Source organism: Archaeoglobus sp. (genome assembly GCF_017656475.1).
Lineage (GTDB): Archaea > Halobacteriota > Archaeoglobi > Archaeoglobales > Archaeoglobaceae > Archaeoglobus.
In genome coordinates this window covers 25083-49163 of the sequence record NZ_JACDNT010000007.1, presented here as the reverse complement: position 1 = coordinate 49163, position 24081 = coordinate 25083, and the positions used below count along the sequence as shown (strand labels likewise).

31 protein-coding genes, 1 tRNA gene and 1 pseudogene are annotated in these 24081 nt (G+C 45.4%); 11 read left to right on the top strand and 22 right to left on the bottom strand.

All coding sequences use genetic code 11. The features are described 5' to 3' along the window. The first annotated feature begins 26 nt into the window (after positions 1-26). Positions 27-1061 carry a DUF373 family protein gene (locus tag H0Z19_RS03430; RefSeq protein ID WP_290723847.1) on the top strand — a complete coding sequence of 345 codons (1035 nt, stop codon included), beginning with the start codon at positions 27-29 and terminating at the stop codon, positions 1059-1061. On the opposite strand, the gene H0Z19_RS03425 is transcribed toward H0Z19_RS03430, so the two are convergent. Genes H0Z19_RS03425 through argC form a run of 13 tightly spaced genes read right to left on the bottom strand, consistent with a single transcriptional unit; the run spans position 1020 to position 8006 of the window. Beyond that, positions 1020-1607: a hypothetical protein gene (locus H0Z19_RS03425; protein ID WP_290723843.1), complete on the bottom strand. Its 588-nt coding sequence runs from the start codon at positions 1605-1607 to the stop codon at positions 1020-1022. The genes H0Z19_RS03430 and H0Z19_RS03425 overlap by 42 nt on opposite strands. Further along, entirely contained in the window at positions 1607-2566 is a 960-nt protein-coding gene (locus H0Z19_RS03420; protein WP_290723840.1) for a replication factor C small subunit, read from the bottom strand. Before H0Z19_RS03420 ends, H0Z19_RS03425 begins: the two co-directional genes overlap by 1 nt. 13 nt (positions 2567-2579) lie before the next feature. Then, positions 2580-3200: a 2-phospho-L-lactate guanylyltransferase gene (gene cofC / locus H0Z19_RS03415; protein ID WP_290723837.1), complete on the bottom strand. Its 621-nt coding sequence runs from the start codon at positions 3198-3200 to the stop codon at positions 2580-2582. Further along, a complete protein-coding gene (gene ftsY / locus H0Z19_RS03410) occupies positions 3197-4252 on the bottom strand; it encodes a signal recognition particle-docking protein FtsY (RefSeq protein ID WP_290723834.1) in 1056 nt (351 codons plus the stop codon). The genes cofC and ftsY overlap by 4 nt, the downstream gene beginning before the upstream one ends. Positions 4253-4258: 6 nt before the next feature. Further along, the gene (gene pfdA, locus H0Z19_RS03405) at positions 4259-4669 is read right to left on the bottom strand and encodes a prefoldin subunit alpha (RefSeq protein ID WP_290723831.1); all 411 of its coding nucleotides are present in this window, start codon (positions 4667-4669) and stop codon (positions 4259-4261) included. After that, a complete protein-coding gene (gene rpl18a / locus H0Z19_RS03400; RefSeq protein WP_290723829.1) occupies positions 4666-4839 on the bottom strand; it encodes a 50S ribosomal protein L18Ae in 174 nt (57 codons plus the stop codon). The genes pfdA and rpl18a overlap by 4 nt, the downstream gene beginning before the upstream one ends. Before the next feature lie 9 nt (positions 4840-4848). Next, positions 4849-5496 (bottom strand): translation initiation factor IF-6, encoded by a 648-nt coding sequence (locus H0Z19_RS03395; protein WP_290723827.1) that lies wholly within the window; start codon positions 5494-5496, stop codon positions 4849-4851. Then, positions 5497-5763, bottom strand: a complete 267-nt coding sequence (locus tag H0Z19_RS03390; protein ID WP_290723826.1) for a 50S ribosomal protein L31e — start codon at positions 5761-5763, stop codon at positions 5497-5499. A gap of 10 nt (positions 5764-5773) precedes the next feature. Beyond that, entirely contained in the window at positions 5774-5926 is a 153-nt protein-coding gene (locus H0Z19_RS03385; protein WP_290723824.1) for a 50S ribosomal protein L39e, read from the bottom strand. Positions 5927-5930: 4 nt separating this feature from the next. Further along, positions 5931-6257 carry a DNA-binding protein gene (locus H0Z19_RS03380; protein WP_290723822.1) on the bottom strand — a complete coding sequence of 109 codons (327 nt, stop codon included), beginning with the start codon at positions 6255-6257 and terminating at the stop codon, positions 5931-5933. Positions 6258-6268: 11 nt separating this feature from the next. Next, positions 6269-6712 carry a 30S ribosomal protein S19e gene (locus H0Z19_RS03375; protein WP_290723820.1) on the bottom strand — a complete coding sequence of 148 codons (444 nt, stop codon included), beginning with the start codon at positions 6710-6712 and terminating at the stop codon, positions 6269-6271. 4 nt (positions 6713-6716) lie between these two features. Then, positions 6717-6947: a YhbY family RNA-binding protein gene (locus H0Z19_RS03370; RefSeq protein ID WP_290723818.1), complete on the bottom strand. Its 231-nt coding sequence runs from the start codon at positions 6945-6947 to the stop codon at positions 6717-6719. Between the two features lie 60 nt (positions 6948-7007). Then, positions 7008-8006 carry an N-acetyl-gamma-glutamyl-phosphate reductase gene (gene argC / locus H0Z19_RS03365; protein ID WP_290723815.1) on the bottom strand — a complete coding sequence of 333 codons (999 nt, stop codon included), beginning with the start codon at positions 8004-8006 and terminating at the stop codon, positions 7008-7010. Between the two features lie 39 nt (positions 8007-8045). Here argC and H0Z19_RS03360 point away from each other — a divergent pair, with 39 nt between their 5' ends. The 3 genes from H0Z19_RS03360 (at position 8046) to H0Z19_RS03350 (ending at position 9735) form a co-directional block, all read left to right on the top strand. Next, positions 8046-8342, top strand: a complete 297-nt coding sequence (locus H0Z19_RS03360) for a DUF167 family protein (RefSeq protein ID WP_290723813.1) — start codon at positions 8046-8048, stop codon at positions 8340-8342. A gap of 230 nt (positions 8343-8572) precedes the next feature. Further along, complete coding sequence (locus tag H0Z19_RS03355) at positions 8573-9547, top strand: hypothetical protein (RefSeq protein WP_290723811.1); 975 nt, start codon at positions 8573-8575, stop codon at positions 9545-9547. After that, on the top strand, positions 9544-9735 hold the full coding sequence (locus tag H0Z19_RS03350) for a hypothetical protein (protein WP_290723809.1): 192 nt from the start codon (positions 9544-9546) through the stop codon (positions 9733-9735). The genes H0Z19_RS03355 and H0Z19_RS03350 overlap by 4 nt, the downstream gene beginning before the upstream one ends. A 222-nt stretch (positions 9736-9957) precedes the next feature. On the opposite strand, the gene H0Z19_RS03345 is transcribed toward H0Z19_RS03350, so the two are convergent. After that, positions 9958-10030: transfer RNA gene (locus H0Z19_RS03345), tRNA-Pro, on the bottom strand. A 128-nt stretch (positions 10031-10158) separates the two neighbouring features. Here H0Z19_RS03345 and H0Z19_RS03340 point away from each other — a divergent pair. After that, a complete protein-coding gene (locus H0Z19_RS03340) occupies positions 10159-10506 on the top strand; it encodes a TusE/DsrC/DsvC family sulfur relay protein (RefSeq protein WP_290723806.1) in 348 nt (115 codons plus the stop codon). A 2-nt stretch (positions 10507-10508) separates the two neighbouring features. Here H0Z19_RS03340 and H0Z19_RS03335 read toward each other — a convergent pair whose 3' ends face one another. Beyond that, a complete protein-coding gene (locus tag H0Z19_RS03335; protein ID WP_290723804.1) occupies positions 10509-11864 on the bottom strand; it encodes a cobyrinate a,c-diamide synthase in 1356 nt (451 codons plus the stop codon). Positions 11865-11938: 74 nt separating this feature from the next. Here H0Z19_RS03335 and H0Z19_RS03330 point away from each other — a divergent pair, with 74 nt between their 5' ends. Continuing rightward, positions 11939-12205, top strand: a complete 267-nt coding sequence (locus H0Z19_RS03330) for a hypothetical protein (RefSeq protein WP_290723802.1) — start codon at positions 11939-11941, stop codon at positions 12203-12205. On the opposite strand, the gene H0Z19_RS03325 is transcribed toward H0Z19_RS03330, so the two are convergent. After that, positions 12193-13203, bottom strand: a complete 1011-nt coding sequence (locus tag H0Z19_RS03325) for a UPF0104 family protein (RefSeq protein WP_290723799.1) — start codon at positions 13201-13203, stop codon at positions 12193-12195. The genes H0Z19_RS03330 and H0Z19_RS03325 overlap by 13 nt on opposite strands. 102 nt (positions 13204-13305) lie before the next feature. Here H0Z19_RS03325 and H0Z19_RS03320 point away from each other — a divergent pair, with 102 nt between their 5' ends. Together H0Z19_RS03320 and H0Z19_RS03315 are read left to right on the top strand one after the other, a co-directional pair. Further along, on the top strand, positions 13306-14376 hold the full coding sequence (locus H0Z19_RS03320) for a glycosyltransferase family 4 protein (protein WP_290723798.1): 1071 nt from the start codon (positions 13306-13308) through the stop codon (positions 14374-14376). Between the two features lie 54 nt (positions 14377-14430). Continuing rightward, a complete protein-coding gene (locus H0Z19_RS03315) occupies positions 14431-15363 on the top strand; it encodes a cell division protein (RefSeq protein WP_290723796.1) in 933 nt (310 codons plus the stop codon). On the opposite strand, the gene truA is transcribed toward H0Z19_RS03315, so the two are convergent. Genes truA through H0Z19_RS03295 form a run of 4 tightly spaced genes read right to left on the bottom strand, consistent with a single transcriptional unit; the run spans position 15341 to position 17669 of the window. Next, positions 15341-16135, bottom strand: a complete 795-nt coding sequence (truA, locus tag H0Z19_RS03310; RefSeq protein ID WP_290723795.1) for a tRNA pseudouridine(38-40) synthase TruA — start codon at positions 16133-16135, stop codon at positions 15341-15343. The two genes, H0Z19_RS03315 and truA, sit on opposite strands and share 23 nt — an antisense overlap. Beyond that, entirely contained in the window at positions 16135-16446 is a 312-nt protein-coding gene (locus H0Z19_RS03305) for a hypothetical protein (RefSeq protein WP_290723793.1), read from the bottom strand. The genes truA and H0Z19_RS03305 overlap by 1 nt, the downstream gene beginning before the upstream one ends. A gap of 21 nt (positions 16447-16467) precedes the next feature. Next, positions 16468-17487, bottom strand: coding sequence for a type II glyceraldehyde-3-phosphate dehydrogenase (locus H0Z19_RS03300; protein ID WP_290723791.1), 1020 nt, complete (start codon positions 17485-17487; stop codon positions 16468-16470). After that, positions 17484-17669, bottom strand: coding sequence for a CooT family nickel-binding protein (locus tag H0Z19_RS03295; protein ID WP_290723789.1), 186 nt, complete (start codon positions 17667-17669; stop codon positions 17484-17486). Before H0Z19_RS03295 ends, H0Z19_RS03300 begins: the two co-directional genes overlap by 4 nt. A 72-nt stretch (positions 17670-17741) precedes the next feature. Here H0Z19_RS03295 and H0Z19_RS03290 point away from each other — a divergent pair, with 72 nt between their 5' ends. Together H0Z19_RS03290 and H0Z19_RS03285 are read left to right on the top strand one after the other, a co-directional pair. Beyond that, a complete protein-coding gene (locus H0Z19_RS03290; RefSeq protein WP_290723787.1) occupies positions 17742-19376 on the top strand; it encodes a hypothetical protein in 1635 nt (544 codons plus the stop codon). After that, positions 19369-20373 (top strand): ABC transporter permease, encoded by a 1005-nt coding sequence (locus H0Z19_RS03285; RefSeq protein ID WP_290723785.1) that lies wholly within the window; start codon positions 19369-19371, stop codon positions 20371-20373. Before H0Z19_RS03290 ends, H0Z19_RS03285 begins: the two co-directional genes overlap by 8 nt. Here the strand turns inward: H0Z19_RS03285 and H0Z19_RS03280 are convergent. Then, positions 20370-21665, bottom strand: a pseudogene (locus H0Z19_RS03280) (hydroxymethylglutaryl-CoA reductase, degradative); the annotation flags it as partial. The gene H0Z19_RS03285 and the pseudogene H0Z19_RS03280 overlap by 4 nt on opposite strands. Positions 21666-21712: 47 nt before the next feature. Here H0Z19_RS03280 and H0Z19_RS03275 point away from each other — a divergent pair. Further along, complete coding sequence (locus H0Z19_RS03275) at positions 21713-22921, top strand: NAD(P)/FAD-dependent oxidoreductase (RefSeq protein ID WP_290723783.1); 1209 nt, start codon at positions 21713-21715, stop codon at positions 22919-22921. Here the strand turns inward: H0Z19_RS03275 and H0Z19_RS03270 are convergent. Then, entirely contained in the window at positions 22902-24008 is a 1107-nt protein-coding gene (locus H0Z19_RS03270) for a hypothetical protein (protein ID WP_290723782.1), read from the bottom strand. The two genes, H0Z19_RS03275 and H0Z19_RS03270, sit on opposite strands and share 20 nt — an antisense overlap. Positions 24009-24081: the final 73 nt, after the last annotated feature.

Here is a 24081-nt window from a genome sequence, read left to right as displayed (position 1 = left end):
TATATATTTCCTCCCACATTTTTTTAATGGCAAAAAAGCTTGTGCTTGTGATTGACAGGGATGATGACTTAGGGCAGAAGGCAGGTATTTCATCACCTGTTATCGGAAGAGATAACGTCGTTTCCGCTGCGGTAAGGCTCGGTACAGCAGATCCAGAAGATTCAGACGTCAATGCAATGTTCGCAGCGATAAAAATCTACGATGACCTTAAAGAGAAGGGAGAAGACGTTGAAGTTGTCGTAATTTGTGGGGACAAGAGCGTTGGTGTTGTTTCTGACTCAAAAATTGCGGAGCAGCTTGACAGGGCGGTCTTGAACTTAAGACCATCAAGTGCAATACTCGTTACTGACGGATCAGAGGATGAGTTCGTTCTTCCGATTATCTCCTCAAGAGTTAAGATAGACTCGGTTCAAAGAGTCGTTGTGAGGCAAAGCAGAACGATTGAAAGCACCTATTTTCTTATAAGAAGAATGCTGAACGACCCGAAGATCGCAAGAATCACTCTTGCTCCTCTTGGAATGATATTCCTCGTTTATTCAATCTTTCTCGTTATGCAGCATCCCGAATGGGGGCTTGGTGGAATAATATTTTTCCTCGGTGTTTATTTCATGGTAAAAGCGTACGGCTGGGAGCAGAACATAGCAAACCTTCTGGATGCCGTTCGCGTATCGCTGGTGGAGGGAAGACTCTCGTTTATCTTCTACGTAACCTCAGCCATATTGCTCATAATCAGCATTGTGAATGGATTCAACGCTTCTGTTAACGTTCCAGAAGCAACGGAAGCAATTTCAAGCTTCGTTTTCTACAGTACCTGGTGGTTCGTGCTTTCCGGAATATTCGCAATGCTGGCAAGAGCCGCTGATGCTTACGCAGAAAACAGAAGAGTTTCAAAGTACTTCACAATAATCTTTCTGCTGATAGCCTTTGGTCTGATTGTCTGGGCCTCGGCTGCTTACGTACTCAACCCTGAATCCCCGAACGCCCTTCAGAGCCTCGCAGGATCAATTGTGGGGGCAATACTAATCGCCGCAATAGGTGTTTTCACGCTGAAGAGACTCTAAAACAGCATACAGCCTCCTCAATTTTTCCTTTCCCTTGAAGAGTTTCTCGTTCGCACATTTAACAGCATACTCAAGGTACTCATCGTCGATGAGCATTTTGTAGCCTTCAGCAATAGGAAGTTCGACTCTCTCAAGAGAGGCTATTTCAACCACATAATGGTTTAAGGATATAATACCGCTTCTCCTGAAACCGGCCTGGTTTGCAATGTTCATCAAAATTTTTGCAGCGTCAATATCCCTGCATGCAACATGAATGATGGGTGGATACTGGATAAGCCAAGCGGTGTTTCTGCACCTCATTGCTGCCATCTTGATATCTTTTGCCTCTGCACCTCCATGCCACTTGCCCAAAAACTCTGAGTTAACCTTATCCCCCGGCTTTTTAAGATCGACAACTGCTATCCTTCCACTGCAGCTTGAAAGGGTGACAAAGCAGTCAAATTTGTTGATGAGGTCAAGCAAATAGACTATATCTTCATCGACTTTCCCCTTAGCTTTTGCTTCAAGATAGCCTCTATACCTCTTCTCTCTGAAACGCTCCCACATCACTTCTTGGCAAGAGTGGAAAGGTATGCCAGATAAGCATCAAGCTGAATTCTCTCATTCGCACCCTCAGTCAGCCTGAAGTCAATCTCTCCAAGCTTGTCGATTAGCTGAACTTTCAAACTGTCCTCCACTGGCATCGAGATAATTTCCCTGAATAGCTGTGATACTATATCCTCCCCGCTCATCCCGTATTCCACCATCAACCTGTCCAGTATTTCTCTCGCCTCCATGAAGTTGCCCTTTAACGCGGTTTGAATCAACTCTGACATCTCCTCAGGTCTTGCTGTTGCGGTTATCTGGTAAATTGTTTCAGCATCCACGACCTCTCCAAGTGCAGCAGCACCCTGAAGGGCATTGATGGCTTTTCTGAAGTCTCCTCCAGAAATGTATATCAAAGCCTCAAGACCGTCTTCTGTTATCTTCACACCCTCTTTTTCGCATATTTCCATCAGTCTCCTCTTCATTGCCTCCTTGGGTACGGGCCTAAACTTGAAAACGGCACACCTGCTCTGAATGGGCTCGATTATCCTGCTCACGTAGTTGCAGCTCAGTATGAACCTGCATGACTTCGAGTACATCTCCATCGTTCTCCTCAAAGCAGCCTGAGCATCAGCAGTGAGGGCATCAGCCTCATCGAGAAAGATTATCTTGAAGGGAGCATCCCCAATAGGAGCAGTTCTCGCGAAATCCTTGATCTTGTGCCTGACAACATCAATTCCCCTCTCATCACTCGCATTCATCTCGATAAAGTTGTCCCTCCAGTTCTCTCCGAACAAATCCCTCGCAAGAGCTATTGCCGTTGCTGTCTTCCCTGTTCCGGGTGGGCCTGAAAAGAGGAGATGAGGTATGTTCTTCCTTTCAACGTATCCCTTAAGCCTCTGAATTACCTCGTCCTGTCCCACAACCTCGTCAAGAGTGCGGGGGCGGTATTTTTCAACCCAGATTTCGAAGTTCTCCATCAAAGTTTTTTAATTATGGTTGCATAAAAACTCTACGTTCAAGTCTGGGTGTTTTCTCAAAACTCACAGAGAAACCGATATCCTTCAAAAACTTTTGAGACCTCTTCCCCTCCCCGTGCATCATGAGCTCAAGAAGGTCGTTCTCGTCATCGATGTCGACAGATGAGAAGAAGGAATCGAAAATTTCCGCTTTCATTCCCGATTTCAGAGCTATTTCGAGGTGTTTGAAGAAACTTCCGTAGTGATAAGAAACTCTGAACCCTCTTTTTCTCACGAGAAGCATGTTGGTTCCCCCTTTCCTTCCGGGAGCAATGACCACATCACCTTCCGTTTCAAAGAACCCCCTCAAAACCTCTTCATTGAGGAGAGGAAGATCTGACATTATCACCGCCACTGGAACCTGATCAATTAGCTTGTTAATAGCTGTGTTCAAATCAGAGGTGTCAACAACAACCTCAACACCTTCCAGTTCGACTTCTGCAGGGCACAAAACTAAAACATCCCCGAAGGGTTTTGCAGCATCAATAACATCGAGGAGCATTAACCTTGCAAGCTCCCTCCTCTCCTCCTCGCTGAGAAGTGAGGAAAGCCTCGATTTGGGATTGTTTGCCTTAAAAGGGATGATAATCTTCATGAAAAGATTCTTTCAATCAACCATTTCGAGTCAAACTTCACGAGGTCGTCGTACTCCTGTCCAACTCCAAAGAACAACACCGGTTTCTTAGTAACATAGCTGATGGAAATCGCAGAACCTCCCTTGGGGTCAGCGTCGAGCTTCGTCAAAATGCTTCCGTCGATCCCCACAGTTTCTGCGAACATTCTCGCCCTCTCCACCGCATCGTTTCCGGCAATGCTCTCGTCCACGAATATTATCAGGTCTGGCTTTGTCACCCTCTTTATCTTTTCAAGCTGGTCGAGAAGGTTCTTTTTGGTGTGCATTCTTCCAGCGGTGTCTGCAAGCACGACATCAATTCCCTTGCTCTCCGCATGCTTTATCGCATCGTAAATAACCGCTGCCGGGTCAGAACCATGCTTGTGCTTTATCAGCTTAACTCCAAGCTTTTTCGCGTGTTCTTCAAGCTGCTCTATAGCTCCCGCTCTGAAAGTATCTCCAGCAGCCAGCACTACTGAATAGCCCTGCTTCATCAGCCTGTTTGCCACCTTGGCGATAGTGGTTGTCTTTCCCGTGCCGTTAACGCCAACAAAGGCAATCACTAAAGGCTTCTTCTCCATCAGTTTCTCCTTTACAAATTCATCAAAATCGAACCTGTTTTCGTCAAGAATTTCAAGTATTATTGACTTGAGCTCTTCCATAATAATGTCAGAAAGTTTTTCAGTCAGCTTCTTCCTTCTTCCAACCAACCTGCTCTTTAGAGCTTCAGATATTGCATCAACAACCTCAAAAGCAACATCGCTCTCAAGGAGGATTATTTCCAGTTCTTCAAGGATGTCTTCTATCTTCTTTTCGTCGATGACAACTTCTCGGCTTACAACAAGAGCCGCAACCTTGTCTTTCAGCCCAACTTTCCGCTTTTCAGTTTTTGTTTCCTCCTTCGTTTGTACCTTCTCTGGGTGCTCTCTTTCAACCTCAGCCTTTTCTATTTCTATTTCCTCAATTTCCTTCTTCTCCTTTTCCTCTATCTTCTTTCTTAAACCACTTAATTTCTCCTTGAGAGCCTTGAACATTCTGATTCACTCCTGCTGTTTTGCCGCAATCTCCTGCTGGATTTTTTGAACCTGGGCTAAAATTTGCTGGAGCATCGAAGTCATTTTCTCCTGATTTTCCTCAATTCTTTTTATCCTCTTTTTGATAAATTCGATTGCCTCTCCTACTTCTCTCTCCACAACAACTCCGCTGCCGATGTCGACGAGCATTTTCTTGCTGTTCTTCACGTCAACGTAGGCAAAAACTCCCCCTCCAAGGTTCATCAGCGCCTCAACATCATTTTCTATGGATTCAAAAAACTCCAGTGTTTCAAGCGTTTTTCTGTACTCGTTTTCCAGAATTTCCATCTCCACAATTCTTCTCTGAAGTGCTTCCGCCTCCTCCTGAAGTATTTGCAGAGTTGCAATTTTCTCCTGAATTTCCTTCTCAGAACTCATGCCTGCTTCACTTCCTCAATTTTTATAAGATTTCTTTTAACTTTGTGGTTGCTTCCCACCAAAGAGTATACCTTTTCAACAGCATACTTCTCGTTGTTCGCTTCCACGACTTTCGTGAACCTCTGCCAGCCTTCCTGTGTTTTGAACGATCCTCTAACCTCAAACCTCATACCATCACCTCACGGAAAAAGGGCTTCCTCAACTATTCCCAGCTCAAATCCTGTGGTGTCTCTTCCCACCACATATCCTTTTGAGTTCGCAACAACTCCGGAACCTACCATGTCGGTTCCAAAATTAACGGTTCCGGTCAGAACCTCCACTCCCGCGACTTCTTCAAGCTTCTTCGCTTCCCACTCATTGATGTTGGGATTTGCCAGTCCCCCTTTATTTGTTATAACAGCGGCCATGCCGACTGTTTTTATACCGCCAACAGTCCCCTTGACGAGCTCTATGTCCATAAAATCAGCTACTTTTTCCAAAATGCTGCTGTCCATTTCGGGATTTGCAATTCCACCCCTGTCGTTTACAAGCAGGTTGTTTCCGAAGCACGTCATGGGAGTTTCGACAACCAATACGTCGAGTCTTCTTTCAAGTTCTTTAAGCTCGTTTGAAAGAATACGGTCGCTCACCACAGCCCCTCTGCTGTTCAAAGCCATCATCGCGCCGACAAGCTCTGAACCGGCTATTTTTGTTACAATAACCTCCACCTCAAGTTTGTTCTCAATTGCCTCAATGAGTGGTTTGTGGTTTACCCCAACCACCGCGTAGTCTTCGGAAACCTTTGCGTAGAGTCCAATCAGAGGATTGCCGTTAACAGCAACTTTCATTCACGCTAACTCGACTTCCACTATTCCATCGTCGAACTTCACAGCCCTCACTCTTATCTTTGTCGGTGGTTTTTCAGCCCCTCTTTCCCAGATTTTCTCGTTCACAGCAGTGTCGATTTTCACGTTCTCAGGTTCAACCTTCATGTGCCTGCTGAGAAACTTCCTGACATACTTTGCAGCCTTCTTTGCCCTAAGCCATCTCGGATACCTTTTCATCTTGTGCCTGAGCCTTATCGAGTAAACCCTCTCTAAGACGACCTTTGCCATCGCCTTCACCTCACACCTTTAACTTGCTCCTTCTCCAGTGTCTCCTCTTCGGGCTTCCGAACACACTCCTCTTTGTCTTCACGGTAATCCAGACAGGAGCCCTTCTGTTCTGCTTACAGGCTTTCGCCAGTCTCTTTTTAACACCAACCGTCTTTTTCCCCATAATATCACTTCCTTATGATTCTGGTTTCTCTCTTCTTGGGCTGAGCTCTTTTCAAAATCTCAACGAGCATTTTGTCGGTTATCCTGCTCTGAATCCTACCTGACTGTGCCAGATAGATAAGCTGGTTCTCAACCGCTTCAGCAATTTCGGGATGAGCCAATTTTAAACGTGAAAGCCTTTCCTTTGCCTCAGGTTCAAGAATTGCCCTCAGAATGGCCTTTTTCTGAGCTTCAACCTGTCTCCTCATCTCCTCCTTCTGCAACTCCTCAAGCTCCTTCTGCTTCTGCAACTCCATCAGCTTCCTTCGCCTGATCTCCTCAAGATCATCCATAAAAACCACCCTCAGTACTTTTCGAGGGCAGGAATCTCGGAAACAAGTTCAGATTTGAGTTCTGTTGCAACTTTGTCGAGGAAAGACCTCCCCATCGGAGTTACAACTCTGCCCTCCCTTGTCCTCTTCACGAAGCCGAGCTGTTCGAGCTGATGGAGCGCATTTCTCACTATCGCTCCGCTTCCCTTTCTGAACTTCGCTGGCTTCGACCCTCTCCTCTTTCTCCCGCCGTAGAACGTTCTCAACCTCTCGATACCAACAGGGCCGTCAATGTAAACTCTTCTGAATATCGAGGCGAGCCTTATATACCACCAGTCATCCTGCTCTGGGCTCCTCTCTTTGTGAACGCCTGTCTTCACGTACTTCGCCCAGTCAGGAGGAGCAACCATACCCTTCAGCTTCTCGGCAACCCTCTGAATTAGTAAATCCGCCGGAACATCATACACTGTCGCCATATCTTCACCTCTCGAAGGTTAGCACGAACCCTCTGAAATCAACGAGCCTGCCCTTAACTCTTGAGGCTATCTCCCGGGCAAGCTCCTTTTTATCCTTGCCAGATGACTCTCTGAAATTGCGGAGCATTCTAACCTTAACTGCCCCGCGCTTCTCAAGCAGGAAATTTATCTCGTTTATTAAGCTTTCCGTCACACCGTTTTTTCCAACATTTATAGTTACCACGTCCTTCACCATGCTCCTACCACCGATACCTGCCCTACCGAACTCTTATGATCGGGCTGTCTAAAAAATTTTTCATGGGAAGAGTGGTGGAGTTCTAAGTCCGAGAGTTTCGTCAAAGCCCATCATAAGGTTCATGTTCTGAACCGCCTGTCCCGATGCCCCTTTCACGAGGTTGTCTATGGCTGAAACAACCACAACTCTGTTTTCTCCGGGATGGATGGAGATGTCACAGAAGTTGCTTCCCCTAACCTCACTTAGAGAGACACTCTCCTGAATTCTGACAAAGAAGCAGTCCTTGTAGAAGTCCTCGTAAATCTGGTAAAGCTCATCCTTCGTAAGCTCTCCCCGTAAGAAGATGTGTGCATTTGTCAGGATCCCTCTCGAACCCGGGAAAACCTGAGGAGTGAAGGAGATTTTAATGTCCTGCTGGAACTTGCCAAGCTCCTGAACCATCTCGTAGTAGTGGCGATGCTCTGTGATCTTGTATGGCACTATCGACTCGTGCAAATTGGGGTAGTGTGTGAATGGAGACGGAGATTCTCCCGCTCCCGTAATACCGCTCTTGCTGTCGAAAACCACCCTTTCAATCAGCTCAAGACTTGCAAGCGGTGCTGCGGCGAGAATCGTGCTTGTAGGGTAACAGCCCGGATTGGCGACAAGGTTTGCCTTTTTTATTTCATCTCTGTGAAGCTCGGTCAGACCGTAAACAGCATCAACGTAACCTTCATGCTTTTTGCCGTAAACTCTCTCGTAGGTTTCCCTGTCCAGCCTGTAGTCGGCAGAGATGTCAACAACTTTCATCCCGCTGTTTAGAAGCTCTGGGACATACTTCATCGCCTGTCCATGAGGAACTGCTGTGAAAACGACATCGCAATCCATGAAGTTACTTAAGTCAGGGCTGCAGAACTCCAGGTCGTAAAATCCCTTCAAAAAACGGTGAATCTTCCAGATTTTCTGACCCTCGTATCTTCTTGATGATGCTGCGATTACCTCAGCTTCAGGGTGGTTAGCGAGGATTCTGAGCAGTTCTGAGCCAGTGTATCCGCTTGCCCCTATAATTCCGACCTTCATGAGGAAAGAGTTAAGAGGCAAAATAAAGAGTTTACTGAGATGTCAAAAATAGAGGATGCAATAAAAGAAGTTAAGGATGGCGTTCTCATATCACTGCACGTATCACCCGGCTCGAAGGATGTTTCTTTCGGCTACGATGAATGGAGGAAGGCAATTGAGGTCAAATTAAAGAGCCCTGCAAAGGAGGGTAAGGCTAACAGGGAGCTACTGAACATATTCAAGGAGATTTTCGGAGAAGCTGAAATAGTGAGCGGTGAGAAATCGAGGAGCAAAGTTTTGAAGGTTAAGGGGGATAAAGATAGCGTTGTTGAGAGGTTAAGGGAGTTAATCGGATGATATTTTTGGCGGAGTACAGATAATGCAGTATCAGAGGAGCAGAAACCCAACAGACCTAAAGTGCCAAACAATTAGCGATTTCCAACATAGACGGAAACGGATTGTTTACTCAAGAGAAAGCTCTTATAGTACATGTTCCGAACATTGGTTGATGTTAAAACCACTGGTAAAATGGGCAGGAGGAAAGAGGCAGCTTCTATCGGAACTTTTAAGTAAGTTTGGGGGTTGAAATGGGAAACGATAAAACACCAAACTACTTTTTAATTTCAGTATCAACACGCGAAAATCTTGAATTGTGTATAAAGTACGCATTAGCAGGATTCACAAACAGTATAAATGGACTCTGGACGTTTTTAGACATTGAAGAAGGAGATTTTGTATCTTTTCTCTACGGTGCGAGGGTCAGAAATCTCTACAGAGTTGTCAAAAAGGTGGCTTATAAAAATGCTGACAAAATTCCTCCGTGGCCACCAATAACATTCAAAACATCAGGCAAAACTTATCATTTTCCCTTTAGGTTTATTCTAAAACAAGAACGTAGTTTAAATGAACCAATGGTTAGGCCTGAATTTTCTTATGTAGCTGAGAATTTGCTTTTAAGAGGTGGATACAGAAAAACGCATTTTCAGGCAGACACTGTTACCTTCTATAACGTTTCCGGAATGGGCGAGCCGTATTACAGTAATAATGAAAGTCTGGATATTGATGCAGAAACGTTTGAACCAAAAATTGTATTTAAGAAAGAAAAACAAAAAATTCCGGAAAAATTCTATTTTAGGGAACTGATACTTCAATCGTTAGTTCGCAAAAAGCTTTCAAATACAGTGTTTGAGGAAATTCTTGAGCATTTCAAAGTAAATTATAACTCCTCAGATTTTGAAATACTAGGAGAAAAGGCGCTTCCTGAAGGTTATGTGGATATCTTCATAAAATTAAAACACCCAGTAGGATCTAACAAATACTTGCTTGTTGAGGTAAAAACGGGGAAAACACAGCGAAAAGACATAGACCAACTTCGTGATTACATGAGAGAATTGGGGAATGAAGTTGTTGGTGGAGTTTTAATAGCAAAGGAATTTCCAAAGAAAGTGCGTCAAGAGTCTCAAGTGTTGCATGTTAAGTACTCCTTTGATAATTTAGATGTAGAGAGTGAATACACCTACGAAAATCTCCTGAAATTGCTTCATTTGGAGGTGATGGTATGAAAAAGAGGCTTTTCATGTTTTTAACACCTGATGGGGTGACATACTCCTCATGTGGGAATATTTACCCGGATGTTGATAATTTCCAAGTTCTTGGATTGGCAGAAGGTTCCACAGAAGAGGAAGCTTTTGAAGAATTTTTAAATACCAATAAATGTGTGTTTAACACGAATTTTAAGAACGTCATCTGAATAGAGGTAAAATCCAGAATTCACGAAGGAAAAATGTTTTTGCTGGATGATTAAAATTATATCGCATAGATAAAAACATAAACTTTAGCCGTTTATGTGCCTCTCGAGGTGGGATTTAATATGATTGAAATACGAAGAGTGATAAATTCTATTTTCAAAATCAAGCCAAAGTTCCTGGAGTTCTTATCTTACGTCCAGCACCCTCTAGCGGCAGATTTAGAGTGGGGCCGCCGAGATTTGAACTCGGGTCACCGGCGCCCCAGGCCGAGAGGCTACCAGGCTACCCCACGGCCCCAGCAGTGATAAATTGGAGGATGGTTTTTAAAGGCTTTTGCTATTTCTAAAATTCTGAACCCTCATTGGGGCAATTCCGTAAATTATATATGCGTAGATGAAAAGGCACTCTAAGACGGAGGTGACTTCATGCCAGAGTTAGAGGTTAAAGGAAAGAAGCTCAGACTTGACGAGGACGGTTTTCTGCAGGATTGGGAAGAGTGGGATGAGGAGGTTGCAGAGGCTCTTGCGAAGGACACTCGCTTCAGCCCGCAGCCAATAGAACTGACGGAGGAGCACTGGAAGATTATAAAGTATCTGAGAGACTACTTTATCAAATACGGTGTTGCTCCACCTGTTAGAATGCTTGTGAAACACTGCAAGAAAGAGGTAAAGCCAGACTGCAACCTTCAGTACATCTACAAGCTCTTCCCGCAGGGACCTGCAAAGGATGCTTGTAGAATTGCCGGACTTCCAAAGCCAACTGGCTGTGTCTAATCTTATTTTTTCTTCGCTTTTTTGACAAATCTTCTTGCAATACTTCTGTCAGAGAGGAAGTGAACGTGAATGTAGCATCCAATCGTATTTTCCTTCATTATGCCATCTCTGCCGCCATCAATTCCAAACCCCCTCTCAACCCTAAATGCAAAATCAGCTTTTCCGGTAAGCGTGGGCTTGGAGTAGTGGAACTCGTGCCCCACTATCTTCTGGTTTCTCCTGGCAATTATGCAAGGCTTCGATGCCCTGTAAATTGAATATCCCTGCGCCTGAAACTTTTCATACATCTTTGTTTTGAGCGGAAGAAAGCCCACCATCTCAAACTCCCCTTCGGAGGTTTCAAGAGACTCTCCGAGGTACATTAGTCCACCACATTCAGCATAAACTGGTTTGCCGGACTGGCAGAATTCGTAAATTTCTCCCCTGAGCTTTTTGTTTTTCTCAAGCTCATTTGCATAAACCTCTGGAAAACCACCACCGATGTAGAGCGCATCCACATCAGGGAGCTTTTTATCCTCCAGAGAGTTCAAAAAGACGAGCTCCGCATATTTCGACAGCTCATCGAGGTTGTCCTGGTAGTAGAACGAAAAGACCTGATCTCTGAACACACCAATCCTCACATGCTTCTTTTTCTCCGGTTCGCTTTCATCCAATACAGCATCAAGCGGAGGCGCTTTTTCGGCTATTTCAAGAATTGCATCAACGTCGACATGCTTCTCCACAATCTCGGCAATGCTGTCAAGCAGCTCGTCCATATCTTCTCTTTCGTAGGCAGTTACAAGGCCGAGATGGCGATACGGCATTTTCACCTTTTTTCTCGGCACCACCCCGAGAACTCTGATGCCAGCAAGTTTCTCTACAGCTTTCTTAACTTTCCCTGCATGCCTCTCGCTACCAACTCTGTTCAAAATCGCCCCCTCAAGCCTTACATCTGGGTCAAAGAGCTTGTAGCCAAGCATTATTGCAGCAGCAGTCCTGTTGAGCCTCTCCACGTTGGCAACGAGCACAACTGGAGCCTTTAAAATCTTACTAACCTCGGCCACGCTTCCCTTCTCATTTATCGCATCCGATGAGTCGTAAAGGCCTGTCTTCCCCTCAATTATTGCTATATCCGCCCCCTTAAAGTTTCTGACGAAGGTTTCAAGGATTGCTTGTCTGCTCAGCATAAAGCTGTCGAGATTCCGCGAATACCTTCCAGTCGCAAGGTGGTGAAAGCCTGGGTCGATGAAATCTGGCCCTACCTTGTACGGCTGAACCTTGTAACCTCTGCTAACGAGCAGTCTCATCAGGCCAATGGAAATCATCGTTTTTCCAACCTTGCTGCTCGTCCCTGCTATTACAACTCTCGGAATGTCCATTAGCGAAAGTTTCACTACTGTAATTTAGGCTTTTACAGAAAACCTTAAATTAAGCTTTGAGGTTAAGCATTAGCATGGATGAATTTGAGTATGCGATATTTGAGGATGAAGAGGAAGAGATTGAGGGTGAGGATGACGTAAAACTTGCTGAAATTTACAAGCTGGCATCCAAGCTCCTCAAGCTGCTGGATGAAATCAAAAGCTTTGAACTGAAGGAGTCTGCTTCACTAATGCTAATAAAAGAAATTGTTGGTGAGGATAAGGTTCTTGTTGGTCTGGCAACGAAAATGCTTCAGGACATGAGCTACGGTTTTGAGGATGATGAGAGTTACGTGAGCTGATTCTTCACAAATTTTGATTTTATCAGGCTGTAGTTGACGAATATTGCCCCGAAAAAGATGTTTGTGTGGTAGGTTATTAATCTCCACAGCCCTACGAGAACTCCGAGTATGTTTGTAGGGACGAAGTTTGAGTAGAGGTAGGCCATGCTCACCTCTGCAATTCCGCTGCTTCCGGGAGTGAGCGGGACAAGAGAGACAATCACTATTATTAGCTGTGCTGCGTAAGAGTATAGGAAATAGGCATCGTAACCGAGGGCAACGAGGATTATTGAAGGAATTGTAAAGCTTGCACTCCACATGACGAGTGTGACGATGTAGAGCATGAGTATACCGGAAAGGGAGTCGGAAAGCATTTTTATCGTTGCTTCTCTAAAACTCCTGAGCTCTCTTGAGAATGCTGAAGAGTATTTCTCAGCTTTTTTTTCGTTGAATTTCCGGACAGCTTTGTATAGAAGCTCTGCAAATTTGTCGATGCTGGACTCGTTTCTGAATATCCTGTAAAGAACGTACAGAAAAACGATGAGGAGTGAAATGAAAATTATGGCTATTTTGAATCCAAAACTTGTCGAAAAACCTGTGGCAATCAGAAAGACGGGCAGGGCTGTTGAAAAGTACATTGAGTCGAGGATTCTCTCAGCAAGGACGATGAAGGCAGATGTACCAACTTCTACACCTCTGTCTGACAGCATCTTAACTCTGACAGGCTCTCCACCAGCGGAGGAGGGTGTTATAGAGGCTGTAAACATGCTGGCCATGGTTATCTCAAGAGAGTGGGGGAAAGAAATGCGATAGCCCAGATAATTGGACAGGAGTTTCATGCGGAACGCCCACAGAAGCCAGAAAGACACCTGCATAAGGAAGGCTGCAAACAGCAAGAGCCAGTTAGCCCTCTTAATGACACTCCAGGTTAACTCAGACTCGGTGTACTTGAATATTATTGCTGTTACAATGATGCTTACAAGAATCCCCATCACTGCTGCCCTTAGCGTCGAACTCAATTTTCCCCCCGGTGCTCCATACAATTAACGTATATAAACCATTTTCGTATTTCTTTCCTTTGATGGTTAAATTTATTTGTATCCAACCTCACCGAATCGCACATGAGGGTAGTGCTTTTAACCTCGTACTTTCCACCCCACGTCGGAGGAGTTGAGGTTCATGTTGAAAGACTTGCCCACCACCTTCACAAAAGGGGTTTTGAAGTTGTTGTCGTGACATCCAGCGCATCCGGCAGTGCTGAATTTCCATTTGAGGTTAAATACATCCCCAGCATTCCTATTCCTTACTCCCCAATTACACCTTTCCTTGGAAGGTTTTTGGAAAACTTAGATGGTGATGTATTCCACTCGCACACACCACCGCCCTTCTTCTCCTGTTCCCTCAAAAGATCACCTCACGTCATAACCTATCACTGCGACATTGAGATCCCTGAGAGGTACGGGAAGGTTCCGATACCCAGAGCTATTTCAAGGTTGATAATTAAGAAGAGCGATGATATGCTCTCAGAAGCTCTTGACAGGGCTGATGCGATTATCGCAACAACAAAAAGCTACGCCGAAACTTCAAGACTTTTGAAAGGGAGAAACTACCATGTAATTCCCAATGGCATAGAGCTGAGCGAGTTTGAGGGAGTCGAAGCGGAAAAAGAGCCTATGGTGCTATTTCTCGGCAGGCTTGCCGCAACCAAGGGAGTTGACGTTTTGCTTAGGGCCATGAAGCACGTTGATGTCGAGGCAAGGTGTGTGATTATAGGTGATGGAGAGGAGAGAAACTCGCTTGAGAGACTCGCAAGGAAGCTTAATGTCAACGCCGAGTTTACAGGGTTCCTTCCAAGAAGAAAGGTTATTGAGTATCTTGCAAGAGCATCTCTCCTCGCTCTTCCCTCTTTATCGAGGCTGGAGGCTTTTGGAATAGTTCTTCTCGAGGCTATGGCGTGCGGAACCCCCGTTGCCGCCTCCGACATTCCCGGGGTTAGGGATGTTGCAAGAGAGGCTGGCTTCGTTTTTCCACCTGGGGACTACATAAGGCTGAGTGAAATAATAAACGAGCTTCTAAGCGATGAAGGTGAGGTAAGGTTGATTGGAGAAAAGGGAAAAAGGGTTGTAAGAGAAAAGTACAGCTGGGAGGTTGTGGCGAACTCGCTCGTGGAGTTGTATGAGAGTCTTGTTTGACCTTTAAGTTGGCTTTAAAGAAAATATTTTAAACGCCATTTCGATTTTAATTAAATGAGATTACTAACAATAGGATCAGGGCTGCGAGGTGCCAAGATTGCGGAAATTATGCACAAAAAAGGTGTGAAAGTCAATCGAGTTCCTCTGTTTAAATGTTTTGCAGTTTTGAACAATGAAGAGCACTTGAGAAATGTTTCGTTGGGAGACGACAGGAAGTACTACGTCCATGGTCTGAAAGGAGACGTCAGCGGTTTTGTAAACCAGATTACGTCTCTCTACGAAATATTTGAAGGAAGCCTCGTCTTAACTTCTTTGGAAGATGACTTTGGCTACATAACGTCTCTTGAACTCTGTAAAAAGCTCAGAAAGGTTACTGAAGATGTTGTAATCTCACTTGCGTTAGTTCCACAGCTTGACACTTCAAGCATTGGAGAGATAAAGAAACGAATTCGAAGTTTAAGAGAAGTGTCGGATGTTCTTATCCTTTTTGAGGGCGAGGTTGGTGTAGAGAGAAAGATTCTGGAAGTTATGAACCTCGTTGCTCTTGCCGGTGAAATTGACCTTAAAAAGAGGGTGGCTGGAGAAGTTGTTGTTGACACATCTGATGTGTTCAATGCCTTAAAGTCTGACGGATTTGCCATCGCTGGTATAGCGGAAAGGAAAATACCATTTAACATAAAGAACATCCTTTTCAGAAGGAACAGTGAACTGAAGGCGATAAGAACGAAAAGAATGCTTGAGCTGACGGAGGAGGCATTGCAGAATGTAAGCATAAACGGAGACATTGAGGATGCCAAGTCGGCTTTGCTCCTTTTCGCCGGTAAGCCGGATGAGCTCACGATGGAGGGCCTGTTCTCCTCCATAGCGATGGTAGAGAACATAAATAGAGATATTGTTGTAAGGTACGGCGACTATCCAATTCCCGGTTCAAGAAAGGTTTCCGCTGTTCTGATATTCTCAGGAATCAGGAAATTCCGCTTTGCCTGAAAAGTGAGAAAAGCTTGAAAATCGTTCCGTGATGTGCTATCCTGCTTTCTATTCTTGACTGAAGTGTTTTCAAAGCGTAGTCGTCAACTTCAAACTCCAAATCATCGTACTTAACGTCCTTCAGAATCAATCCATATGAGGGAGCGGGCTCAACCCTCTCCTTGTGCTTTTCCGGGTTCAAAAGCTCTCTAAACCATTCTATGCTTCTGTGCTGCTTGCCGATTTCCATTATCGCTGTCACTATGCATCTGACCATGTTCCATGTGAAGGCATTTCCCTCTATCTCAAAAATTATGAACTCTCTGTCCGCCCTTATGTCCGCCCTTATGATCTCCCTTACGCAGCTTTCCCCTTCTCCAAACTTCTTCGTAAAATTGGAGAAGTCGTGAACGCCGATAAGCTCCTTAACTGCCTTCCTCATCGCTGAGATGTCGTAGTCGGAGCCATACATAACATAGGTGTAAACTCTGCTCTTTGCCTTTCTGGGGTCAAAGTCCTCTGGAACTTTTGCCCATGCCCATGCAGTGATATCTTCTGGAAGCTCGGCGTTTAGCATTCTTGGAAAGATTGTTTCGTCGGAATAAAAGGAGATTACCTGCCCATAGGCATGAACGCCGGCATCAGTCCTTCCAGCACTCCTCAGCCTTGGATTTTCAACTCCAAGCCTTCTGAGTGCGTTGATTATCTCCCCCTCTACTGTCCTCTGGTCGGGCTGAAACTGGCTTCCGTGGAAGTTCTCGCCGAAGTATGCTATCTTGAACGCAAACTTCATTACAGTTCTCTCCCGATGAGGGATGAGACGAACTCGTTAAGGGCGCTCATTCTCCTCAGCAGGATTTCCTTCACCTGCTTCTGCCCCTGATAGAGGCCTACAGCCGTTCCAACGATGAAAAGAAACTCAAGCTCGTCGAGCTGATACTTCTCCCTCAAATCCAGCAAGTCCTTGACTTTGCTTTCTGGCAGACCGTCCACTGTAAGCTCCTCCTCATCAGCTTTCTCAAGAAACTTCTCGTCTGCCCCCCATCTCGTTTTCAGCTCTTCAAAAGCATCCCAGAGTATGGACTTTCTGGTCTGTATATCCATGGCAAAAATGAGTTAAAATTTTTAAAAAACTTTCTGAATTCCGAGGGTTTCGTTCGTCTTCCTAATGCTCTCGTCCCTCTCTGCAAGCTCAAGCATAGCTCTTATGGCGTCGATGTTCTCAGGAACGACGATTGCCTCCTGGTGGATTGCTTGGGTGACGAAGAGATCGTTTCCGTCAACGCCAATCGATTCCTTCCATACTACGTTCTCATATAGGTCGTATCTGAGTCTCAGCTCTCTGGCAAACTCTATGACCTTTGCGGTTGAGGTAAAGCCATCCTCTGCAGAAACAAGCATTATCCTCGGCTCCTGATCAAGAACGCTGATGACGTTTTCAGGTTTAACCGCTTCCTTCATCTCTACATTGAGTGCGTGGACGTGCATGAGCGTTGTGGGGAGTTTGAAGGCGGTTGTTACAATATCAACGTCCGGCAGAACGGTTTTGACGTCAGGCCCGTGGTGTGATGGAATGGAGACAGGATCGGGCATAATTCCGTTGACGAGTCCTTTCTTGTCCTCTTTCGGGTCAACAACTCTCCTGAGCATCGTTGCCCTCACTCTACCGATCTTGAAGTTCGTTTTAAGCATGTATATGAGCCTTGTTAAACCTGTGGTGTTGCAGCTCACCACTCTGACATAGTTTTTCCCCTTGGCCTCGTCATAGTTGGCGAGGGCATTGAATGAAACTTCAGCAACGTCCTTCTTTTCCCCACCCTGAAATATCGCCTTTATACCAGCTTTTTCGTAATATTTGGCCTTATTCTCAGCTCCAACCTTGTTAGGGCTGCAGTCAACCACAATGTCAGCTTTTGGTAGCAAATCTTCGATTGTGCCCTGAATTTCAATTCCCGCCTTCTCGAACAGTTCGACGTTTTCAGGCTTGGCAACGTAAAGTGGGTATCTCTTGGCAGCAAGTTTCGCCTCGAAGTCGGGGCGAGTTTTTGTGACTCCTACAACCTCCATGTCATCCTGAAGGCTTACGGCATCAGCCACTCTCTTTCCGATGGTTCCATAACCATTTATCGCCACCTTTACCTTCATAACTCTCCCTCCAGTATTATTTTGTGCCCAATCAAATCCATCTCCGCAACCCTACCCTTAATTTCCTTGTACTCACCAAGAATGTCCCACATTTTTACTTTTTCTCCTTCCACAACAATTCTCACTACATCCTCCATAAGTGGTTCATCTTTGCCTGCTAAGTAAACCTTTGATTCACACATAGCTGAATGTTGGTGCGAAGCTTTATCTAATTTCCCCAAACGTTAAATTCCAGATATTTAAAAATGAATTCTGTGCTTAAAGTGGCTAAGTTCGAGATTAAAAAGTCAAGAAAGAGGTACGGGGGTGGCAGCTTACTCCTTATCATCCTCGCTGTTGCGGTTTCAGCTTCACTGGGTTATGCTTCCATCATAACCGGAATTGACTCGGACAGAGGCATCTACACGACCAATGTCAAAGTTAACCTGAAAACTCTCACAACTTCCAGCAGTCCAGACGTTGTTTTATTTGATGGCAAGCTGTTTGTAGAGCGGAGTGACAAAAGTCTTGCGGCAGCGGATGAGCTTTTGAAATACCTCAAAGAAGAGCACAGGAAGAGGATAGAGAAGGAGTTTGGGGAGATGGCACATCCTGTGAGGGTGAGCGTTGTTTACCTTGAACCTTCTGGAATCACGCCGCCAGAGAGAGTGGTTGAGGAAAAAGAAAAGCCGCCGGAGACAGGCGGAAAGGTGTCCGAATCAGTTGGTAATAAGTCGTCCAGCGGTTCTGCCTTAAAAACAACAACCGCGGTTACCACAACCACAGCAGTCAAAACCACTACAACTACAACAGCTGTTGAAGAAACTACGCCCGCAACTCCCGAATCAAACGCTACTTACGTCCCTCCTGAGGACATCAAAACTCCGGGTCTTGTTGACAGAATGGTTTTAGCGTTTCTTTTCGTCATCCCGTCCTACTTCACCGTTCAGGTATTCTCGTCTTCCCTTCTCGAGGATAAGCTCCTTAGAAGGCTTGAAGTGCTACTATCAGCAATAAGCAGACCAGAGCTCATTTTCGGAAAGATGCTTCCCTACTTCCTGTTATCCTTGCTTTCAGCCCTTGCCGTCTCAATTTATCTGAACAGTTTTCTGGCGTTCTTGTTCGCCATCCCTGTCGTTCTCCTGCTGTTCTCAGCTCAGACGTTTGTTGTAATGATTTCGAGAAGCTACAGAGAAGCAACTTTTCTCCTGCTTGTTGTTTCACTTCTGATAACCATTTACGCCTTCATTCCGGCAGTTTTCTCAACCGCTATTCCCCTATCCAAAATTTCACCCATTACACTCCTCCTTGCTTACATTCAGGGAGAAGAGCTTGCTGTTAGCGATCTGGCTCTTTCATTCGCCCACTACCTCATAATGGCTTTTATGCTGTTTTACTTCGGCATGAAAGCTCTGAATCCCGATATTTCCCACGGCAAAGAAATTTTTCAGAAACTTATTGAGATTTCAAGGCTAAGTGTAACCAGCGATTGCGCAGCTTTCATTTTCGCCTTCCTTTCTATATCGTTTGCCTTCATGGCCGAACTCTTCGCAATACTCGCGGTTTTCATCCTTCCCCAGCATCTGATGGTTCCGGCCTTGCTGATCTGCGTTGCTGTGGTTGAGGAGTTTATCAAAGGAATCATCATATTCTCCTCTCCAACGCTAAGCAGAGGAATTTTTACCGCTATCGGATTCTTCTTGGGAGAAAAGATTCTCATCCTATTTAATGTCCTGCATGAATACAGCATAGCCTTTCTCAGTCAGTTTCTCGTCCTTCCGTTAATTCTGCATACTGCAACGGCCATAACCATAGCCCTTATGGCAAAAAAGGGATACGGAAAGGCGTTGGGATTAGCAATCGCCTTGCATGCTGTATATGACTATACGGTGGTGATGCTCCTTGTTTGAAATAGTAAAGAAGGACATGAAGCTTATGTTTAGGGAAAGAACCTTTGTCAGCATAGTCTTTCTGATAGTGTTCGTTGCAGGAATATCCTCAGTTGTGACTTTCGGACTGATCATGCTGTATAACCCGGACTATCTCGGCTTTTATGGTAGCTCGAAAGTTGCCGTCGTTGGAGAGTGCTTTATAGAAAGCTGTTACGATGAGGAAACTGCTATGGAGCTTTTCAAAAGCGGAAAAGTTGATGCCGTGCTGATTGTATCCGATGTGGACGGGATTAAGTATGTTGACGTCATCGTGCCAGATGATGAAATAAAAGCGGCTCAGATTCTGAGTTACGTCAAAAAACTGCTCACTGAGTATGAAGAGAAGCTCAGAAACGTTTATGGTGTGCCGAATCTTGAGCTGAAGGTTTACTCAGGAGGCAGAGAGATAGAAATTCCCTCAGGCTCCTCAACGGTTTTCAAGTTCATATATCTGATCCTTATCCCCCTCCTAAGCATCACCACAGCAGTTGTTGCTGCAGGAATGACAATTGACTCTGTATGTGAGGAGATACAGAGCAGGTCGATAGAGGTGCTGCTCTCCACGCCCCTTACACCTTTTAAGATTTCCGTCAGCAAGGTTGCAACCCCCATGATATTCTCGTCCCTCTTAACCGCACTGTGGCTTCTCCTCCTAGCTCTCAACAAAGTGGATGTGGCAAATCCATTGCTGGCCTTTGCAGTATCAGTCTCAATTACTGCCTTTTTCGTTTCGCTCGGCTACCTCATGGCCGCGAAATTCAGGGACAGAGAGAGTGCTCAGCTCCTTTTCTCAATCCTCGCAGCCGGCTCTTTGCCACTGATGGTCACAAAATACGCAAGCCCCGCATTGATGGTTGGTAGAGCTGCTGCAGGTGCTGAAATAGACTTTACCATCGCCGCAGTTTTCTCTGCTGCCTCCTTTGCGCTCCTCGCATTTTCTCCTTTTATTGTAAAAATAGATAAAAATTTAATCTAGCCCCTTATTTTTTCCAGAATCTCCTTTGCGTAGTCGAGCCTTATTTTTCTGTCTCTAACCATAATTTCAACCACTCTGTCAACCTCGTCTCCAACAGCACCGGCCATTATTGCCAGATTTCTCGCATGCAGCTCCATATGCCCCCTCTGTATGCCCTCCGTAGCAAGTGCCCTCAGTGCAGCGAAGTTCTGAGCTAAACCTAGAGCTGCGGCAACTCTTGCCAGCTCCTCTGCAGTATCAACTCCGAGAATCTTCAGCGAAATTTTTGCCAGCGGGTTTACCTTCGTCGCCCCTCCTATCACTCCTGCAGCCATCGGAACCTCTATTGTTCCAACCAAGTTCCCCTTCTTGTCCACCTCGTAGGTTGTGAGGGGTTTGTAACCACCAATTGAAGCATAGCTGTGCGCTCCAGCCTCAATAGCCCTGAAGTCGTTGCCAGTAGCCACCATCAGTGCAGAGATGCCGTTCATAATCCCCTTGTTGTGCGTGGCACACCTGAATGGATCCACAGCAGCAAAGGCGTAGGCAAGCATTATCCCCTCAACAACCTCCTCACCGCCAATAACATCTTTGTCAAACACCGCTTTCGCCCTTGCAAGCCTGTATTTTGCAAGATTGGAGATTATTCTGAGATAAACCTTCCCGCCCGTAATTCTCTCAATGAAGGGCGCGACACTCTCACACATCGTGTTTACAGCATTGGCCCCCATCGCATCCAAAACGTCAACTATCAGATGAACGATGAGCATTTTGCCCATTATCGTGTCGATTACTCTCGCCTCAACATCCCTGCAACCCCCACCGAGCTTGACCAGCATGGGGTCGCACTCGTTTGCCTTCTCAATAATCTCCTCTTTGTTGCTCAGAACCTCAAACCTAGCTGCTTGAGGGTTGGGAAGCTTCGTAACCTGAATCTGTCCTATCATCAGGGAGCCGGTGTAGTCAGTCCTGAACCCCCCACTCTCCCTCGCCATCCTCGCTGCATTGCTCGCAGCAGCCACAACGCTTGGCTCTTCAATCGCCATCGGAATGAGGTAATCCTTGCCATCAATCAGGAAGTTTGTGGCTATACCAAGAGGCAGCTCGAAAGTGCCGATGACATTTTCAATCATCCTGTCAGCAACATCAAGAGGCAAACCCTGAGATAAAACTGCTTTAACCTCTTCATCGCTTAATCCTGCGAGCTCGGCAACCTTCTTTATTCTCTCCTCGACGCTGAGCTTGTAAAATCCAGGAATGCGAGAGCTCATGGCTCTCCTAATCTTCCCTGATTTATAATGTCTTCGGTTGAGGAGCTTTCAAGGAAGTTTTAATATAATCTGAAAAACATCGCAAAGCAATGAAAATTGCTGTAGTCGGAGCAGGACTCACAGGGCTCAAGGCGGCGAAGGAGCTGTCGGAGTATGCCAGTGTTGTGGTGTTTGAGCCTGAAGACATCGGAGGGCTTGTTGCAAGCTACGAAGGCGTTGAAAAATTCTACCATCACTGCTTCAGAGATGATGATTTTTTGCTGGAAGAGATAAAGAGGAGTGGGCTTAATTCAAAGCTTGTCTGGAGAATTGCCAAGACGGGCTTTGCTGCAAACGGAAAAATATATCCTCTTAACACACCATTTGAAATTCTTCGCTATCCTCTTCTCACCTTTGGTGAAAAAATCAGGCTTGCAAGGTTTACGCTTAAAAGCAGGAAGCTTAACTACGAGAATTTCGACGATATTGGTGTTATCGAAGGGATAAGGAGGGAGCTTGGAGAGGGTTTGCTTGAGCGCTTTTTCATGCCACTGCTGAGGTCGAAGTTTGGTGAGAATGCAGAAGAGGTTAGCTATGCGTGGTTGCTAGGCAGGGTGGCTATAAGGAGCAACAGAAAGTATTCTGGTGAGGAGATTGGATACATAAGGCATGGATTCCAGCAGCTTGTTGATAAGATGGCTGAAGGTCTGGAGATAAGAAAAGAGAGGGCTAGGATAAGGAAGAATGCAAAGTGGGAGGTTAACGGAGAGCAGTTTGACGCTGTAATCTACACAGCACCCCTTCCAGAGCTTGGTGAGCTAGGCGAGAAGCTCGGAATTTCGGAAATCAGGTATCAGAGCTCTGTATGTGCTTTGGTTGGAGCAGAGGAGACTTTAACGGAGAACATCTACTGGACAAACATAGTTGACAGAATGAGCTTTGGTGCTGTCATCGAGCACACGAACTTCATGCTTTACGAGGATTACGGCATCCACCTCATTTACCTCGCAAGCTACTCCACTCCAGACGGTTATCTCTTCAATTTGAGTGATAAGGAGATAGAGAGGCTATTCCTCTCCGACCTCAAAAAGCTGGGGTTCAACACAGATAGCATAAAATGGATGAAGATTTTCAAGGCGAAATACAGCGGTCCGATATACGAGAGGGGATACAGAAGGAAAATTACACCTTACAGGGTGGCGGATGGGTTCTACATAGCAGGAATGACGTCAAGACCAAATTATCCTGAGAGGAGTATGAACGGAAGTGTCAGGGCGGGTTATGAGGTTGCCGAGCAGGTTAAGAAAGACTTCCTATAACTTTCTCAACCAGCATCGCAAGTCTAACCTTTGCGTAATCGATGAACTTGTCGGTTAAGACAATTTTTGAACCATCAAGCCAGCATACTCTGCTTTTTTCAGCGTTTCTGAGAAATTCTCCTGAGTAACTCATGATTGAGTAAATGTCAGAATGGCTGAGAGGATAGGTTAGGGCAATAAATTCTTTCAGGCAGTTTTCCGGAATTTCTGCATAGCTGAACTTTAACAGAGCCTCAACAGCTTCTCTTGCGATTCTATACTCCTCACCCAGGTAATGACCAAAAGGGGAGTAATTCCTTACCTTGAAGGCTAAACCGAGCCTGTTCAGAGTCTTTGCGAGCTTTACCGCTTTTCCGTTCAGGGCTGTGTCAATAAGAAATCTGCAAAAAGCAACTTTTGGGTGTAAAGAGGTGTCAATTTTGATTTTTTCTTCGTTCAATACTCTCATGAAGCTCAGGAGGGATTTGAGGTCGTAGTCATTTAGCTCGGCTGCTTTAGAGACTTTCAGACCCGCTGACATTCCGAGAGCGATTATGTAGCTTTCTGGACCTGAAAGCTTTCTAATTCTTTTTTCAAACATCTCCACTCTCCGCAATACCACCTTTTTTGCGGCTGCGTATCCCTCATGAGTCAGGCAGACAAACATTTCCGGGTTCAGCTTCGGCTTTGAATGAGAAATGGCATACCCGAACCTTTTCAGGTCTGGCAGCGTTGTGTTTAAAGGCCTGTAATCAATCTCCTTCTCGTAAACCTCACCAGTGATGTATAGGTAAGCGAGAGCATCCTCGATTGCTTTTACGTAGGCTGTTGGGGAATCCAGCCTCTCCTCATCCACTTTTATGGAAACACCAAACTCCCTGCAGAATTCATCCAGTGAGTTTTCGTCAATAATCCTTACATCTCTGAATGGATGGGATGTAAGCCTTTCCACGCATGATTCGTAGCTACCATCGAGGATATCTACACCAACTCTTTTCCTTGGAATAGCCAGATCAACCCACCCAATGCCAACCTTGTAGGGGGAGACTACTCTAATCCCCGAACTTTTGAGGCTTTTTGCAATCTCCTCTCTCAGTCTAAGGAACATTAAACGACTTTTGTGGGGATGTTTAATTTGGTTTTTTGTTTGAATGGCTTGAGAATACTTTCTCTAAAAGGCA

What these genes read in the sequence shown, in the direction of transcription:
- H0Z19_RS03340 (WP_290723806.1), top strand. Translation starts at nt 10,159, where the DNA reads ATGCCAGAGTTAGAGGTTAAAGGAAAGAAGCTCAGACTTGACGAGGAC.
- H0Z19_RS03385 (WP_290723824.1), bottom strand. Translation starts at nt 5,926, where the DNA reads ATGGGGAAAAAGACGGTTGGTGTTAAAAAGAGACTGGCGAAAGCCTGT.
- H0Z19_RS03390 (WP_290723826.1), bottom strand. Translation starts at nt 5,763, where the DNA reads ATGGCAAAGGTCGTCTTAGAGAGGGTTTACTCGATAAGGCTCAGGCAC.
- H0Z19_RS03295 (WP_290723789.1), bottom strand. Translation starts at nt 17,669, where the DNA reads ATGTGTGAATCAAAGGTTTACTTAGCAGGCAAAGATGAACCACTTATG.
- H0Z19_RS03355 (WP_290723811.1), top strand. Translation starts at nt 8,573, where the DNA reads ATGGGAAACGATAAAACACCAAACTACTTTTTAATTTCAGTATCAACA.
- H0Z19_RS03360 (WP_290723813.1), top strand. Translation starts at nt 8,046, where the DNA reads ATGTCAAAAATAGAGGATGCAATAAAAGAAGTTAAGGATGGCGTTCTC.
- H0Z19_RS03320 (WP_290723798.1), top strand. Translation starts at nt 13,306, where the DNA reads ATGAGGGTAGTGCTTTTAACCTCGTACTTTCCACCCCACGTCGGAGGA.
- H0Z19_RS03270 (WP_290723782.1), bottom strand. Translation starts at nt 24,008, where the DNA reads ATGTTCCTTAGACTGAGAGAGGAGATTGCAAAAAGCCTCAAAAGTTCG.
- H0Z19_RS03300 (WP_290723791.1), bottom strand. Translation starts at nt 17,487, where the DNA reads ATGAAGGTAAAGGTGGCGATAAATGGTTATGGAACCATCGGAAAGAGA.
- H0Z19_RS03315 (WP_290723796.1), top strand. Translation starts at nt 14,431, where the DNA reads ATGAGATTACTAACAATAGGATCAGGGCTGCGAGGTGCCAAGATTGCG.
- H0Z19_RS03375 (WP_290723820.1), bottom strand. Translation starts at nt 6,712, where the DNA reads ATGGCGACAGTGTATGATGTTCCGGCGGATTTACTAATTCAGAGGGTT.
- H0Z19_RS03425 (WP_290723843.1), bottom strand. Translation starts at nt 1,607, where the DNA reads ATGTGGGAGCGTTTCAGAGAGAAGAGGTATAGAGGCTATCTTGAAGCA.
- H0Z19_RS03350 (WP_290723809.1), top strand. Translation starts at nt 9,544, where the DNA reads ATGAAAAAGAGGCTTTTCATGTTTTTAACACCTGATGGGGTGACATAC.
- rpl18a (WP_290723829.1), bottom strand. Translation starts at nt 4,839, where the DNA reads ATGAGGTTTGAGGTTAGAGGATCGTTCAAAACACAGGAAGGCTGGCAG.
- H0Z19_RS03275 (WP_290723783.1), top strand. Translation starts at nt 21,713, where the DNA reads ATGAAAATTGCTGTAGTCGGAGCAGGACTCACAGGGCTCAAGGCGGCG.
- H0Z19_RS03305 (WP_290723793.1), bottom strand. Translation starts at nt 16,446, where the DNA reads ATGGATATACAGACCAGAAAGTCCATACTCTGGGATGCTTTTGAAGAG.
- H0Z19_RS03330 (WP_290723802.1), top strand. Translation starts at nt 11,939, where the DNA reads ATGGATGAATTTGAGTATGCGATATTTGAGGATGAAGAGGAAGAGATT.
- truA (WP_290723795.1), bottom strand. Translation starts at nt 16,135, where the DNA reads ATGAAGTTTGCGTTCAAGATAGCATACTTCGGCGAGAACTTCCACGGA.
- cofC (WP_290723837.1), bottom strand. Translation starts at nt 3,200, where the DNA reads ATGAAGATTATCATCCCTTTTAAGGCAAACAATCCCAAATCGAGGCTT.
- H0Z19_RS03430 (WP_290723847.1), top strand. Translation starts at nt 27, where the DNA reads ATGGCAAAAAAGCTTGTGCTTGTGATTGACAGGGATGATGACTTAGGG.
- H0Z19_RS03370 (WP_290723818.1), bottom strand. Translation starts at nt 6,947, where the DNA reads ATGGTGAAGGACGTGGTAACTATAAATGTTGGAAAAAACGGTGTGACG.
- H0Z19_RS03380 (WP_290723822.1), bottom strand. Translation starts at nt 6,257, where the DNA reads ATGGATGATCTTGAGGAGATCAGGCGAAGGAAGCTGATGGAGTTGCAG.
- pfdA (WP_290723831.1), bottom strand. Translation starts at nt 4,669, where the DNA reads ATGAGTTCTGAGAAGGAAATTCAGGAGAAAATTGCAACTCTGCAAATA.
- argC (WP_290723815.1), bottom strand. Translation starts at nt 8,006, where the DNA reads ATGAAGGTCGGAATTATAGGGGCAAGCGGATACACTGGCTCAGAACTG.
- ftsY (WP_290723834.1), bottom strand. Translation starts at nt 4,252, where the DNA reads ATGTTCAAGGCTCTCAAGGAGAAATTAAGTGGTTTAAGAAAGAAGATA.
- H0Z19_RS03395 (WP_290723827.1), bottom strand. Translation starts at nt 5,496, where the DNA reads ATGAAAGTTGCTGTTAACGGCAATCCTCTGATTGGACTCTACGCAAAG.
- H0Z19_RS03335 (WP_290723804.1), bottom strand. Translation starts at nt 11,864, where the DNA reads ATGGACATTCCGAGAGTTGTAATAGCAGGGACGAGCAGCAAGGTTGGA.
- H0Z19_RS03420 (WP_290723840.1), bottom strand. Translation starts at nt 2,566, where the DNA reads ATGGAGAACTTCGAAATCTGGGTTGAAAAATACCGCCCCCGCACTCTT.